Source organism: Bifidobacterium rousetti (genome assembly GCF_008698235.1).
In the GTDB taxonomy this organism is placed as follows: Bacteria; Actinomycetota; Actinomycetes; order Actinomycetales; family Bifidobacteriaceae; genus Bifidobacterium; species Bifidobacterium rousetti.
Map to the genome: position 1 here is coordinate 132,518 of NZ_PEBH01000005.1, position 15,110 is coordinate 147,627.

General features: G+C 63.1%; 11 protein-coding genes. 7 read left to right on the forward strand and 4 right to left on the reverse strand.

Translation table 11 applies throughout. The annotated features are described in order from the left end of the window. The first annotated feature begins 58 nt into the window (after nt 1-58). The 3 genes from CSQ85_RS06945 (at nt 59) to CSQ85_RS06955 (ending at nt 4,533) form a co-directional block, all read left to right on the forward strand. Nucleotides 59-940 (forward strand): M48 family metallopeptidase, encoded by an 882-nt coding sequence (locus CSQ85_RS06945; protein WP_223846885.1) that lies wholly within the window; start codon nt 59-61, stop codon nt 938-940. Between the two features lie 491 nt (nt 941-1,431). After that, the gene (locus CSQ85_RS06950; protein WP_150383492.1) at nt 1,432-3,048 is read left to right on the forward strand and encodes a peptide ABC transporter substrate-binding protein; all 1,617 of its coding nucleotides are present in this window, start codon (nt 1,432-1,434) and stop codon (nt 3,046-3,048) included. A 171-nt stretch (nt 3,049-3,219) separates the two neighbouring features. Next, complete coding sequence (locus tag CSQ85_RS06955; protein ID WP_150383446.1) at nt 3,220-4,533, forward strand: ATP-binding protein; 1,314 nt, start codon at nt 3,220-3,222, stop codon at nt 4,531-4,533. A 106-nt stretch (nt 4,534-4,639) separates the two neighbouring features. Here the strand turns inward: CSQ85_RS06955 and CSQ85_RS06960 are convergent, their stop codons facing one another. From CSQ85_RS06960 to CSQ85_RS06970, 3 genes are all read right to left on the reverse strand, one after another. Next, on the reverse strand, nt 4,640-5,119 hold the full coding sequence (locus CSQ85_RS06960; protein ID WP_150383447.1) for a Dps family protein: 480 nt from the start codon (nt 5,117-5,119) through the stop codon (nt 4,640-4,642). Between the two features lie 366 nt (nt 5,120-5,485). Then, nucleotides 5,486-6,832 (reverse strand): hemolysin family protein, encoded by a 1,347-nt coding sequence (locus CSQ85_RS06965; RefSeq protein ID WP_150383448.1) that lies wholly within the window; start codon nt 6,830-6,832, stop codon nt 5,486-5,488. Between the two features lie 474 nt (nt 6,833-7,306). Continuing rightward, nucleotides 7,307-8,017 carry a carbonic anhydrase gene (locus CSQ85_RS06970; protein ID WP_223846886.1) on the reverse strand — a complete coding sequence of 237 codons (711 nt, stop codon included), beginning with the start codon at nt 8,015-8,017 and terminating at the stop codon, nt 7,307-7,309. 577 nt (nt 8,018-8,594) lie between these two features. Here CSQ85_RS06970 and ahpC point away from each other — a divergent pair. Both ahpC and CSQ85_RS06980 read left to right on the forward strand, forming a co-directional pair. Then, nucleotides 8,595-9,158, forward strand: a complete 564-nt coding sequence (ahpC, locus tag CSQ85_RS06975; RefSeq protein ID WP_150383449.1) for an alkyl hydroperoxide reductase subunit C — start codon at nt 8,595-8,597, stop codon at nt 9,156-9,158. A 118-nt stretch (nt 9,159-9,276) separates the two neighbouring features. Beyond that, on the forward strand, nt 9,277-11,235 hold the full coding sequence (locus CSQ85_RS06980) for an FAD-dependent oxidoreductase (protein ID WP_150383450.1): 1,959 nt from the start codon (nt 9,277-9,279) through the stop codon (nt 11,233-11,235). A 158-nt stretch (nt 11,236-11,393) separates the two neighbouring features. Here CSQ85_RS06980 and CSQ85_RS06985 read toward each other — a convergent pair whose 3' ends face one another. Then, nucleotides 11,394-12,407: a LacI family DNA-binding transcriptional regulator gene (locus CSQ85_RS06985; protein ID WP_150383451.1), complete on the reverse strand. Its 1,014-nt coding sequence runs from the start codon at nt 12,405-12,407 to the stop codon at nt 11,394-11,396. 339 nt (nt 12,408-12,746) lie between these two features. On the opposite strand from CSQ85_RS06985, the gene CSQ85_RS06990 reads away from it, so the two are divergent. Together CSQ85_RS06990 and CSQ85_RS06995 are read left to right on the forward strand one after the other, a co-directional pair. Then, the gene (locus tag CSQ85_RS06990) at nt 12,747-14,006 is read left to right on the forward strand and encodes an ABC transporter substrate-binding protein (protein ID WP_107041984.1); all 1,260 of its coding nucleotides are present in this window, start codon (nt 12,747-12,749) and stop codon (nt 14,004-14,006) included. A 177-nt stretch (nt 14,007-14,183) separates the two neighbouring features. Beyond that, entirely contained in the window at nt 14,184-15,110 is a 927-nt protein-coding gene (locus CSQ85_RS06995; RefSeq protein WP_107041983.1) for a carbohydrate ABC transporter permease, read from the forward strand.

A 15,110-nucleotide genomic window follows, 5' to 3' on the forward strand; every position in this document is an offset into this window, starting at 1 on the left:
GCAGGTAGTCGCAGCATGAAGAAATCGCGATGTCCGCTCGGGCGGCACAATGGCGGGTATGCCCTATCGCCGTCGCCCTTCCCGTATCAGCCCGATTCCCGCCGTCATCTCCACGCGCGTGATCGACGTCGACGGGATGCCGGTCGAGGTGACGCGCAAACGCATCAGGAACATGTATCTGCGCATCAAACCGCCGGCCGGCGAGATCGTGGTGTCGGCTCCCGCGCGGATGCCCGAACGCACGATCGTCGGGTTCGTGCGCGGTCGGCGCGAGTGGATCGAACAACAGCGTGAGCGTATGGCGCAGGCGCGTCGCGAGGCGATGGCCGGGCTGATTGCGGATGATGGTGACTCGGGCGGCCTAGGCGACGATCTGTTCACCGCCGGCGGACTGGAGCCGATCGACGTGGGATCGGGTGACGCCGGGGCCGATGCCGTCGGCCATGTCGGCCGTACCGGCCGTGCTGGTGTCTCTGGTGGGTCTGGAAGCGCGGGCGTCGACGGGAAGCCTGACGGCGCAGGCCCCGAGTCCCCGAACTCCCCCGCCTCGCCGGCCCCTCTGGGTTCCGACGACGGGATGGACGGGTCGATCGAACCGATATGGACCGACGAACGCCGCAAGCGCGCGGAGGATGCGATCAACGCGGCTCTGCCGGGACTCCTGGCCAAGTGGACGCCGGTGGTCGGCAAATCGCCGACGCACATCACCCTGCGGCTGATGACCTCGCGATGGGGGTCATGCACGCCGAAGACCGGGCGTATCAGGCTCAACCTGCAACTGGGTCTGATGGAGCCGGAGTTCCTCGAGTACGTGCTCGTCCACGAGCTCACGCACCTGTGGGAGCGCGGTCACGGCGAGCGATTCCGCGCGCGCATGGACGCCTACCTGCCGCGGTGGCGCGAGCTGCGTCGCGAACTCAACCGCCGCATCGTGCTGTGATCCCGCGGCGAGACGCAGTGAGCGTGTCATACGCGTCATAAGCGATGTCGATGACGCGGCCGGCATGCCGATTGCGCTGGTGGCATAGCGTATAGATGATTTACCCCATATCGTATTGAGATATTTCGGTGCGAGGGATACAGTATCCGCACCGGAAAATTCATCATATTGGGTGCTTGACTACCCCTCAGTCCCGCTTCGCGGGCCGGCTCCCCTGACAGGGGAGCTGGGAGGGGCGTCGAAAGCAGGATGACGACCCACGGCGCAAGCTGGCGGGCGAACGAGAGGAAAGACACATGGGTATCGCGCAGTGGGCCTTGAGGCTCGGGAAGTCCGGCGGTTTCGGCACCGGTAACGGCACCGGTGATGGCGCTGGTGATGGCGGCAGCGATGGCCGCGCAATCGGCAATGGCGGAGTCGTCGGCAACATCGGCAAACGCCGGCTCAAGGCGAGGCTGACGGCCGCCGTCGCGGGCGTCGCCGCGCTCACGATGGCGCTCGCGGGATGCGGCGCGAACGGCGGCGCCGGGGCAGCCAACGCCAACAACGCCAACAGCGGCGACACCGGCGCGAGCGCCGCCTCATCGCAGGTCATCACCGTGAACAACGTCGAACCGGCGGCATCGCTCGTGCCGTCGAACACCAACGACATGGCCGGCTGGAAGGTCGTCACGCAGCTGTTCGAGGGCCTCGTCACGTTCAGCGACACCGGCAAGCTGGTGTACGCGGACGCCGAATCGATCACCCCGAACGACGACGCCTCGCAGTACACGATCAAACTGCGCGACGGACTGCAGTTCTCCGACGGCGAGAAGATCACCGCCGAAACGTACGCGAAATCGTGGTCGTTCGCCGCGAACGCCGCCAACGGGCAGATGGGCGCGGCGATCTTCGCCACGATCAAGGGCTACGACCAGCTGCAGGACGAGCACGGCGACAAGAACGCGCAGCTGTCCGGCCTCGAGGTCGTCGACGACACCACGCTCAAGGTGACGCTCGCCGCGCCCGACTCGTCGTTCGACTACAAGGTCGGCGACGTCGCGTTCCTGCCGCTGCCCTCCAGCGCGTACAAGGACATCGAGGCGTTCGGCGAGAAGCCGGTCGGCAACGGCCCGTACAAGTTCGACTCGTGGAAGCACGACAGCGAGATCAAGCTCGTGCCCAACGACAAGTACACCGGGCCGCGCACGGTCAAGAACGGCGGCCTCACGTTCAAGCTGTACACGAACCTCGACTCCGCATACGCCGACCTGACCGCCGGCAACCTCGACGTGCTCGACACGATCCCGTCGAGCGCGCTCGCCACCTATCGCAACGAGAAGTCGATCCAGTCGTTCTCGCAGGCCGGCCCCGGATTCAAGTCGTTCACGATCCCGCAGAATCTCAAGCATTTCACGGGGGAGGAGGGCCGCCTGCGTCGCGCGGCCATCTCGTACGCGATCAACCGCGATCGCATCGTCGAAAAGGTGCTGCGCGGCACGGCGACGGTCGCCACCGACTTCACCGCGCCGTCGATCGCTGGGTATTCGAAAGACCTGACCGGTGCGGACGTGCTCTCGTACAACACGGACAAGGCCAAGGAGCTGTGGAGTAAGGCCGACGCGATCTCCCCGTGGGACGGCACGTTCCGTCTCGCATACGCCTCCGACAGCGGCTCCAAGCAGTGGGTCGACGCGATCGTCAACTCGATCAAGAACGCGATCGGCATCGACGCGCAGTCCTACCCGTTCCCCACGCAGAAGGACTTCTCGGGCGCCGTGCGCGATCGTACGATCAACGCGGCGTTCACGCAGGGCCTCCAGTCCGACTACCCGCATCCCGAGGGGTATCTGGTGCAGGCGTACGATTCGTCGGCGGCCGACGGCAAGGGCCTCAACAACGGCGACTACAAGAGCGCCGAGTTCGACGGGCTGATCGACGAGGCCGCGAAGCAGACCACGATCGACAGCGCGGTGACCTACTACCATCAGGCCGAGGAGACGCTGCTCAAGGATCTTCCGGTGATTCCGCTGTGGTACGGCAACGTGTCCGCGGGCGCGGCTCAGGGCGTGAAGAACGTCCAGTTCAACTACATGGGCGTGCCGAAGTACTACAGCGTCACGAAGTGATCGTCACGAAGTGAGTTGAGGGGCGCCGCCGGGGTGGCGAGGCGAGCAGTGAGCTGACGCTGCGCTAACCGTTCACTTGACTGTTCGCTTAACTATGGAAAAATGGTGTATCATACATTTTTATCTATTAAAAAATGTGTGATACACCATTTTTATAGTTAAGGTGGATTCATGCGTAGGAATCTTCTTGGTGCGCTTAGCGACTGGGCTTCGTCGCGCAATGCGCGCAGTCGGAAGCCGTTGCTGCTGTATGGCGCCAGACAGACGGGAAAGACGTACCTGCTCAACGAGTTGGCTCGGACGGTGTTTGCCGGCGATGCCGTGCGTTTCGATCTGGAACGCGACGACCGCGCCAGACAGGTGTTCGAGCAGGATCTTCGTCCCGATACCTTGGTGCGAAGGCTGTCGCAGGTATCGGGAAGAACGATCGATCCGAATACGACGCTGCTCATTCTGGATGAGGTGCAGGCGTCGAACCGTGCGCTGGCGTCCCTGAAATACTTTTGCGAGGACATGCCTCAGCTGCATGTCGCCGCGGCGGGAAGCCTTCTCGGCGTAGCGGTCAATCAGAGTGGATTCACCATGCCTGTGGGGAAGGTGCAGACCATGACGCTGCATCCCATGGGATTCGACGAGTTCCTGGACGCGCTGGGTGAGGGGTCGCTCGTTCAGGAGATCCGTGACTGCTATGAACGCGCCGAACGTTTCTATCTGCATGATCAGATGCTGCAGCGCTTCTGGCAGTATGTGCTGGTCGGCGGCATGCCGGAGGTCGTATCGGAATTCGCGCAGAGCGGTGATTATGGGATCGTACGCTCGCTGCAATCGGACATCATCGACCTGTACGCCGCCGATATGGCGAAATACGCGACACCGGTGGAGACGGCCCGTATCCGTGACACATGGAACAGCATCCCCGCTCAACTGGCGAAAGAGAACCATAAATTCCAGTACAAACTGGTGCGTAGCGGCGGCCGTTCCTCGGTGTATGCCCCGGCGATTTCATGGCTGGTGACTGCCGGGCTGGTCGAGCGGTGTGTGCGGATCTCCAACGGTTCCGTGCCCTTGGCCATCCACGAGGATGATGGCTCCTTCAAGGTATATATGGCGGATACCGGTTTGCTGTCGGCTCGTTCGGGACTTGACTCAGGGGTGGCGTTGGACGCGGACTATCGCCGACGGATCGAATTGGGGGGATTGGTCGAGAACTATGTCGCCCAATCGCTGTCGGCGAACGGCGTGCCTCTTCGATACTGGACGAGTGGCAATACGGCCGAAGTGGACTTCGTCATCCAGCCGCGGGAAGTGGTTGTCGGGGTGCCGGTCGAGGTCAAATCGTCCGACAACACCAGATCGCGCAGCCTCGCGGTGTACCGGGATAAATATGGGCCTCGGTATGCGATTCGTCTGTCGACGAAGAACTTCGGTCTTGAGAACGGCATCCGTAGTGTGCCGCTGTACGCCGCGTTCTGTGTCGGGAGGTGAGGTGTCGGGAGGTGATGGATCCGAGCGTTTGCGAGAAAAGCCGTCGCTAGGCGTTACCTGACGACGGCTTTTCTCGATCCCGGTCTTTGCTTTGGGCCTCAGCGCCTCACGCGAGGTGGGAGCGCATGAACCACTGGAACTTTTCGAGCTCCTGGACGTGGTCCTGGATGATGTTGGAGCTGATCACGTCCAGCTCGTCCAATTCGGCGATGGCCTTGCGGTCGTCGGCGATGAACGCGTCGTAGTACTCGATAAGCGCCTTGAGGTACTCCTCGGTGCCCTGACGGCCCTCAACGTCGAACGGCTTCCAGGTGCGGTTGCGGGTGATGGCGTCGGCGCGGCCGTCCGGGGTGCCGCCAAGGGTGGCGATGCGCTCGGCGGTCTCGTCGGCCTGAGCGAGGACGACCTCGACCTGCGGGTCGAGCATCTCGTGTACGGCGATGAAGTTCGGGCCGGTCACGTTCCAATGCGCGTGCTTGAGGACCAGCGCGGCCTCCTGCTCCTGGCTCAGGCGGTTCTGCAGGATCGCGATGGCCTTCTCGGAGGCCGCCTCGTCGAGGCCGGGGACGATGAATGCGAGTGTCATGGTTGTTCCTTTCCTTCCTTGTGGGAATCTCCCGTAAGGAACTTTGCACTACCCAGTCTAAAGGTTTCGTCTTCAATCAGGGCCGGGGTCGGCGTACATCCTGGCGTACGTGCCGGCGTACATACTGGCGTACGTTCTTCCGGGTTTTTCTCCTGTACATCCGGGCAACCGTACGTTGAGTGTTGCCAGGAGTACGTTTGCCCGGATGTCCCTCGAAAAACCCCGGAGGAACGTACGTTACCGTTTGCCAAACGTACGTTCCTCCGGATGCCCACCGGAATAACCCGGGGGAACGTACGCCGACATCATCAGTCGTTGTTGGTGTCAGTTGGTGTCGGTCGGTGTTGACGTCAGTTGGTGTTGGTGTCAGTTGGCCTTGGTGGCCCCGGTGGCCCCGGTGGCCGGCTCGTAGTGGTCCGGCGCGCCGGCCTTCTTCACCTCGATGGTCTCAATACGGCGGCCGTCGACCTTCGTGACGATCATGTCGTAGCCGTCATCGGAGTGGAGCACGTCGCCGACCTCGCCCATCTTGCCGGTGTGCGCGAGGAAGTATCCGGCGACCGTCTCGTACGGTCCGTCGTCCAGTTCGATGCCGGTCAGATCCTCGAAGTCCTCCAATGTGGTGCCGCCCTCGATCGTGGCGACGCCGTTGACGAACGCGCTTCGGCGGTTGCGCGGGCCGCCCTTCTCCTCGGGCAGGTCGTACTCGTCATGGATGTCGCCCACCAGCTCCTCGGTCATGTCCTCCAAGGTGACGATGCCGTCGGTGCCGCCGTATTCGTCGATGACGACGGCCAGGTGGATGCCGCGCTTGCGCAATAGTTCAAGGCTCGGCAGCAGCTTCGACGTGCCCGGCAACGAGATGCCCTCGCGGGTGATGTCGGCGACGGTCTTCGCGTCCGGATCGCGCACGTCGAGCAGATCACGTACATGCACGAAACCGAGCACGTCGTCGAAGTCCTTGCCGGTGACGGGGTATCGGGAGTACGGCATCTCACGCACGTACTTGGCCGCGTCCGGGATCGCCATATCCCCGTCGAGGAACACGACGTCAGCGCGGGGTCGCATCACCTCGGCGACGATCGTCTCGGACGCGTCGAACACGTCGTCGAGGATCGTGCGCTCGTCCTTGCTCAGGTTCGTGTTCGTGTTGACGAGCACGCGCAGCTCGTCGTCGGACACCTCGGATTCGGTCTCGTTCGGGTCGAAGCCGAGCAGGCGGACGATGCCGTTCGTGTTCTTGCCGATCAGCCAGATGATCGGGCGGCAGATCTTCGCGAATACGTCGATCGCCGGGACGACCGCGCGCGCGATCTGCTCGGTCTTCTGCATCGCGATGCGCTTCGGCACCATCTCGGAGATCACGATCGAGCAGTAGGAGATGACGAGCGTCAGCACGATCGTCGTCAGGGGTGCGGCGATATGCTGCGGGACGCCGAGCTGCACCACCCACGGTACGATGAACGGCGAGATCGACGATTCACCGAACGACGCGGACAGGAAGCCACACAGGGTCACGCCGATCTGCACGGTCGACAGGAAGGTGTTCGGATCGCGGGCGATTTTGGCCACGCGGGCGCCGCGGGCGTCCTCCTGTTCCATCTGGTCGATCTGCGAGCCTCTCAGGCTCACCAGTGCCAGCTCGGTGCCGGCGAAGACCGAACCGAGCAGCAGGAAGACGAAGATCAGCAGGATATTCAGGCCAAGTGACATGCCCCCCACTTTAGGGGAGCGGGGAGTCAAGTCGGTTTCGTGGAGGTTGGTTGGTTGATCGGGGTCGGTTGGAGGACGCCGGTGTGATGCCCGGCGTACGTCATTGGTGGCTTGCGGGAGGTCGTCCCCCGGATTCGTACGCCGGCATCGGCGGCATCGTCGGCCGGGCGTATCCGGGCGTATCCGGGCGTATCCGGGCGTATCCGGGCGTACGTTCCGCGGGGTCATAATCGTGGAGCTCCCGGGGAACGTACGCTAACCGTCGCTCACCGTACGTTCCCCGTGGCTTACCCGAGGTCATCCCCCGGATTCGTACGCTGACGCCGGGCAAGCGTACGAATCCGGGTGACAGACCGGCGTTGGCCCCCGCCGCCGTACGCTGATCGCCCGTCAGCGTACGTTCCTCGGGGTCTTTGGGGTCTGGGTCGATGGGGCGACAGAGGCCGGGGACATGGCAGTGCCTGAGGCGGTCAATCAGAAGCTCAGCACCTCGACCAGGCCGGTGTCGAGCTGGTAGCGGGCGCCGACGAGCATCAGGCGGTCCTCGGCCAGAGCGGTCTGGATGACCTCGCTGCGGGAGACCAGGTTCTCGATCGTGCTGGCCACATGCACGCGCTCGATGTCGTCCTGCGCCTCGAGCTCGGCCTCGCGCGCCTGCCAGACGGACATGCCGACCGAGCGCATGATGATCGACTCGGATTCGGCGATGCGCTCGTCGAGCGAGTCCATGAGCTCGGCGGCCGCAATCGAATCGTCGGCGTCGGCGGTGGCCTCGTGCAGCATCGCGTCCAAGCCGTCCATCGCCATGTGCACCGCGCCGCATCCCTGATGGCCGAGCACCACCAGCAGGCTCACGCCCAGTTCGCTCACCGCGTATTCGAGCGAGGCGAGCACGCCGTCGTCGACCACCTGACCTGCGGTGCGCACGGTGAACAGGTCGCCCAATCCCTGATCGAAGACGATCTCCGGAGGCACGCGCGAATCCGAGCAGGACAGCACCGCCGCGTCCGGGTTCTGGCGGTCGATCAGCGACTCGCGCGTCTGCGCGTCCTGCCACGGGTGCTCCGCCTTGCCCTCGGCGAACCGCCGGTTGCCCGCCAGCATGCGGCTCCACGTCGCGTTCGCCGTGGACTGCTCGGGATCGGTGGGACCCTGCCCCTGCTCGAACTGCTCGTCAGCCGTCATCGTCGATCTCCTTTTCGGCCGTATTCCGCTGTTCCGGCGCAGAGACTGTCGCCTGTTGCCGCCGGATGATTGCGGATGATTGCTATGGCCCATAGTAGATCATTAACGTTGTATCGCCCCATCCTCGGGGGCGTCCCGGGGAATCGTCCCGGAGGATGTTCGGGCAACTTGTTCGAGGCATGAGTAAGGCGTCCAGAGAGTCAGGCGGCAGTCGGTTGGAATCGTCGTGAGCCTCGTGCGTCTCGCGGCCGGGGCGGAAGGCTCGTCCGCGGCCATGCAACGCGCGTCCGGCCGCGTGTGCAGATCACGCACCCCCGTCCATGCACCCGTTCCGACGATCGTCTTTCCGTGCGATTCCCGTGTCCATGTTCGTCCGATTCCCGCCTGTGATGTTCCTCATATGGTCTTGCGCGCGCCGTCCGTTCCGCCGGCGGTGCGCTCGGGATAGGATGGGAGGGCATGGGAAGCGACCGGGGCCGCAACCGGCGGAGGTCTGTCCGGCGGCCGTCCGGCCTCGTCCGTCCGGACGGACGGGCACGGCCGAGTCCCACGAAGACTCTCACGGAAAGGAACAATGATGACTCTTCTGCAGCACGAACTCACCGACTTCAAGGTCCAGGCGTTCCAGAACAACGACTTCCACGAGGTGACCAAGGCCGATGTGCTCGGCCACTGGTCCGTGTTCTTCTTCTACCCGGCCGACTTCACCTTCGTCTGCCCGACCGAGCTCGAGGACCTCGCCGCCAAGTACGAGGACTTCAAGAAGATCGGCTGCGAGATCTACTCCGTGTCCACCGACACGCACTTCGTGCACAAGGCGTGGCACGACGCGAACGAGAAGATCGCGAAGATCCAGTACCCGATGCTGGCCGATCCGACCGCCCTGCTCGCCCGCGACCTCGACACCTACAACGAGGCCGACGGCATGGCCGAGCGCGGCGACTTCATCGTCAACCCGGAGGGCAAGGTCGTGGCCTACGAGGTCATCTCCTCCAACGTCGGCCGCAACGCCGACGAGCTGCTGCGCCGCGTCCAGGCCTCCCAGTTCGTCTACGAGCACGGCGATCAGGTCTGCCCCGCCAAGTGGCAGCCGGGCGAGGACACCATCGAGCCCAGCCTCGACCTCGTCGGCCTGCTGTGACGCAGACAGCCCTTCCGGCTGTCTCTCCCCCAGTCCGCCGCGCGGACAGCCCCCTCGTCAGAGGGGGCCTACTTGTTAGAGGCCTATTTACTGCTTTTACTGCTCTGAAGGAGTTTGCATGACTGAGAACAACAGCGATCTGTATGACGTCGTCGTCATCGGCGGCGGCCCCGCGGGACTCACCGCCGGCCTGTATCTCGCCCGCGCCCGCTATCGCGTGCTCGTGCTCGAGAAGGACGATTTCGGCGGCCAGATCACCATCACCAACGATGTCGTCAACTATCCGGGCGTCGGCCGCACCACCGGCCGCGCGCTCACGCAGACCATGCGCGAGCAGGCGCGTGACTTCGGCGCCGAGTTCCTCTCCGCCGAGGCCACCGGTCTTGACGTCGACGGCGACATCAAGACCGTGCACACCTCGCGCGGCGACCTGAAGACCTTCGGCATCCTCATCGCCACTGGAGCATCCCCGCGCAAGCTCGGCTTCGAGGGCGAGGCGGAGTACGCGGGCCGCGGCGTCGCGTACTGCGCCACCTGCGACGGCGAGTTCTTCACCGGCAAGGAGGTGCTCGTGATCGGCGGCGGATTCGCCGCGGCCGAGGAGAGCGTGTTCCTGACCAAGTACGCGAGCAAGGTCACCGTGCTCGTGCGCGAGGACGACTTCACCTGCGACGCTTCCGTCGCCGCCGAAGCCAAGAACAACCCGAAGATCGAAGTGCGATACGGCGTCGAGCTCAAGGGCGTCACCGCCGGTCAGGGCGGCCTGCGCGAGGCGACGATTCTCGATCGCGCATCCGGCGAGACCGAGACGTGGAAGCCGTCCGACGGCGGCACGTTCGGCGTGTTCGTGTTCGCCGGATACGTGCCCGCGACCTCGCTCGTGCGCGGCGTCGTCGATCTCGATCCGCAGGGCTACGTCGTCACGCACGACTACCTCGAGACATCCGTTCCGGGCGTGTACGCGGCGGGCGATCTGCGCGTCAAGAACCTGCGTCAGGTCGTCACCGCGACGGCCGACGGCGCGATCGCGGCCGTCGAGCTGGAACGCTACGCGAAGTCGATGAGCGAGAAGACGGGACTCGTGCCGCCGCGTCCGACCGCGTCCGCGTACGAGAAGGCCGAAGCCGAGGCCGCGAAGGCCGCGTCCGGGGCCGAGGGCACGACGCCCGCCCCCGCGCCGGTCAAGCGCAGCGTCGACGCGGCGGCCGTCGCCTCCGCGCAGCGCAAGCCCGGCGAGCTGTTCTCCGATGCGATCAAGCAGCAGCTCGGCGTCGTCTTCGGACGCATGACCCGTCCGGTCACGCTCGCGCTCGAGCTGGACGACACCCCGCTTTCGGCGGAATTGCAGGGATTCGTCGGTGAGATGGTCGCGCTGTCCGGCGGCAAGCTCGCCTCCGTGGCCGTGGATGCCGCCGGTTTGATCACCGCAATCGACGGTTCCTCCGCGCCGGCTGGTCTGGTGGTCGGCGAACCGCTGGAGATCACGTTGCCTTCCGCTACCGCCGCTGGTGCCGCGGGCTCTGGCGACGGTTCCTCCGCCGTGATCCTGCCGACGTACGGGACGCTGGACGACACCGGTCGCGCCGAGTTCGACCCGGCCGGCCTGCTGCCCGGTGCCCGTCCGGCCGTGCGCCTGTGCGTTGCGGGCGATGACGGTCGACTGGTGTTCACCGGCTTGGCGTTCCACGGCGTGCCCTCCGGCCACGAGTTCAACTCGTTCGTGCTCGGTCTGTACAACGCGGCGGGCCCCGGCCAGCCGCTCGACGACGACCTGCGCTCGCGCGCGGAGGCGATCGACAAGCCGACCGACGTGATGATCCTCGTGTCGCTCACCTGCACGATGTGCCCGGAGACGGTGCTCGCCTCCCAGCGCATCGCCTCGCTCAACCCGAACGTGCGCGCCGAGGCATACGACATCTCGCACTTCCCGGAGCTCAAGGACCAGTACGGCGCGATGAGCGTGCCCTGCATCGTCATCAACCGTGGTGATGGTGCCGATGGGGCCGAAGGCGGCGAGCAGAAGGTCGAATTCGGCAAGAAGAGCATCCCCCAGATGCTCGCGTTGCTCGGGGCGTAAGGTCTCTGAGGGTCGTTGCTTCCGTGCCAAGATCGTCTGCAATAGGCGATTTCTGGCGCGGAAGCAACGCCGTCGGCCGGGGTGCAGGTTGGGCAAGGATGTAAAGCTGCGGTTGCAAAGCAGATTTGCAGTGATTTGATACTTTTCAAGTATCCCTGCTACTTCAGGCACCCGCAAGACTGACGGGGGACCAGCGTGGTGTCGATGAGCTGTAGGTCGGGAGTGCCTTGGGGATCAAGCGCGGCTTGGAACATACGCTCGGCAATGGCGGTGGCGTCCTGCTGTACGACGGTGAGGGCAGGCCAACTGAACTGTGAGTCGATGGTGCCGTCGAAGGACACGATGGCGATGTCTTCAGGGATGCGCACATGTCGTTCATGCAGCGCCCGCAATGCGCCGATCGCCTCAAGGTCTGAGTCCGCGAAGATCGCATCGGGACGATGATCCGAGTCCAATAACGCGAGAGTCGCGTCATAGCCGCCCTGACGGGTGAAATGAGCCTGCATGACCGGTCCGACGGGGATTTCACTCTCCTTGTGGGCCTGATACCAGCCCTGTATGCGTTTGTCGCTCAGCCCGTCGTCGGCTTTTCCGGACAGCATGGCAATGCTGGTGTATCCGTGGCCCAGCAGGTGCCGTACCGCCAGACTTACCGCTGCTTGAAAGTCTGTCGATACGCATTTCGCGCCGGGAATCGGCTGGGTTTGATCCATGAAGATGAACGGGCATTCCTTGCGTGGCACTCCCGCCAGCGACGAAGTGGGTTGGGCCGAAGCGATGATGATGGCGTCCACTTCGCGGGCGATCAGCTGCGAGATGCGGTCCATCTCCTTCTCGGGATTCTGATGGGAGGCCATGAACAGGGTCGAGTATCCGTTGCGTGCCGCGGCGGTTTCCAACGCGCTATAGACGCCGGAGAAAAACGGGTTGGACAAATCGGGCACGACGATGCCGAGTGTCTTCGATGACCCGGTGCTCAGTGCGCGTGCGACCGAATTGGGGCGATAATGCAGTTTTTCCGCTGCCTCGCGGACCCGTTGGGCGGTGTCAGCCGCGACCGGACGGGGGCCATTGTTGAACACATAGCTGACCACTGCCGTGGAGACGCCTGCGAGGCGGGCGACGTCCGCTCTGGTTGCACGACGTTTCTTTCCGTTCGATGTGGCTTCCATGTTTTCTCGTTCCTGTGTTGATGTGTGTGATCGTGGGCGCTGTCTGGCAACGTAATCCAGCGATAGTCTACGGTTGATTCTACGCGCGTCATTTCTGTAGACACGCGGTCGTAGAAACAGATTCGGTGGAATGTGGATGATAAACAGCTTTAAAACATTGGAATATTAACCTTCTTGCGAACTGCATCCAGAGGAGACACGCCGTGCAACCCGGTAGACTTGCACTTGAAATCTACCCGCGTAGAATCAGTAATCACTGATCGGCCGGTACGCCGGGCGAAAGGCGCGGCAGCCTTTCGGATCAGCATCCGAAACAGGAAAGAACAGCGAGGTTTGAACATGAAAAGCATCACCAAGGGCATCGCGGCGCTGGCCGCTTGCGCCATGGCCGTCACCGGACTTGCTGCCTGCGGAAGCGGTTCCGCCGGCGGAAGCAAGAAACTGGACTTCATCACGGGCATGGCTACCGGATCCGTGCATCTCAAGACGCTGCAGTCAATTACCGATGCTTTTGAAAAGGACAATCCGGGCGTCGAGATCAACCTGATCCCGTCCTCTCAGGACTTCACTCAGGACATCAAGGTGCGTTTGGCTGCGAAGAACGCGCCGGATCTGTGGAACACCCACGGGTGGTCGCGCGACCGTTACGCCGATTTCCTTGAACCGCTGCAGAACCGCAGCTGGGCCGGCAAGATGAAGGACCTCACCAAGGAGGCCTTCATGGAGGACGACGGCACATTCTACGCGCTGCCGCTCGATATCCAGGTCACCGGCGTTCTCTACAACAAGGACGTCCTCGACAAGGTCGGCGTCGATCCGAACTCCCTGAACACGTGGGACGAATTCAATGACGCCTGCGCCAAGGTCAAGGAAGCCGGTCTGACCTGCGTGGTCGCGGGCGGCAAGGACACCGCCATCGCCGGCGATCTGGCCGATCTCACCGCTTCCGCATGGTATGACGATGCCGAACTGAAGAAGCTGCAGTCCGGCAAGTTTGATTCCTCCGTCTATGAGAAGGAGAGCGGTCTGATCGAGGGCTGGAAGAAGGACGGCTACTTCAACAAGGACTACACCTCCGCCACCCAGGACGATATCGAGAAGCTCATGGCCAACGGCCAGGCTGCCTTCTACTTCCGTTCCAACCTGCACTCCGCCCAGATCGAAACCTTCAACCCGGATGTGAACCTCGGCTTCATGGCCACTCCGACGGAAAGCGGCGATCGCTACGTCACCATCGGCGAGGACTGGGCCGTCGGCGCATCCAAGACCGGCAAGAACAAGGACATCGCCCTGAAGTACATCGATTTCCTCGCCGAGCCGGAGAACATGACCAAGCTCACCAAGATGACCAACAACGACTCCGCCCTTGACGGCATCGACGTGAACCTCGGCAAGATCAACGACACCTACGATTACTGGGTCAACGAGAAGCAGACGCGCACCGTGCCGTTCTTCGACCGCATCTACCTGCCCGACGGCATGTGGGATACCCTGTGCAAGTCCACCGATGGTGTGATCACCGGTCAGCTCGACGCCAAGGGCGCAGCCGACCAGATGAGCAACAGCTTCACCACCATGTGGGCCAAGAAGCAAAGCTGACCAATGTCGGTCCGAACCGACCGATGACGTTCCAGTCTTCGGAACCGTCGCTCCCCTCCCCGTCCCCGGAGAAACGGAGCGACGGTTCTGGACGGACGTCATCGCACGAACCACAAGGGATTGCCGTCAATCCACCAATCACCCCCATCGAATCATCGAATCGGAAGCATATCCATCATGAGCAACAAGACGTCATCGTCGCGTGGCCGTCAAGAGACGCAAAGCAAACGCGCAGGCCGATTCCGCGGCTCCTCCATCAACCTGTTCTACCTGCCGGCGGTGATCCTGCTGGCCGTCTTTATCGTCTATCCACTGTTTTCCGGAATCGGACTGTCCCTGACGAACTGGGATGGCTACAGTCCCGAGAAGACGTTCATCGGGGTGACCAACTTCGTCCAGATGTTCAAGGACGCGAACTTCCGGCTCATCCTCATCAACACGCTGATCTACGGCGTCGGATCTACCGCCATCCAGCAGGTCCTCGGACTCGGCCTGGCGTTGCTGCTGAATTCGAAGATTCGCGGGCGCAACGTGTTCCGCGCCATCATCTACCTGCCTGCGCTCGTCGCCCCGGTCATCATGGGCACGATGTACTACTTCATCTTCCAGTACCAGCAGGGCGCGCTGAACACGGTCATGACCGGCCTTGGCTTCGAGAAGGTGGCGTGGTTCAATAACCCTGCCGTTTCCGTGGCGATCATCACCCTCGTCAATTCCATCCAGTTCGTGGGTGTGTCGATGATCATCTATCTGGCCGGTCTGCAGACCCTTGACCAGTCGGTGATGGAGGCCGCCAGCCTCGACGGCGCCAGCGGGTGGAAGAAGTTCTGGAACATCACGCTGCCCATGCTGCAGCCTGCCTTCACCACATCCGTCGTACTGAACCTCATCGGCGGCCTCAAGCTGTTCGACATCATCAAGGTGCTCACCAATGGCGGCCCCGGATACGCGACGAACTCGATCTCCACCTACATCAGCTCGATGTACTTCGATGCGCAGAACGCCGGATATGCATCTGCACTGGGTGTGTTCCTGTTCATCCTCATTGCGATTATCACCTACCTGCTCAATACGGGTTTGGCGAAGCTCAACTGGGAGGCCTGA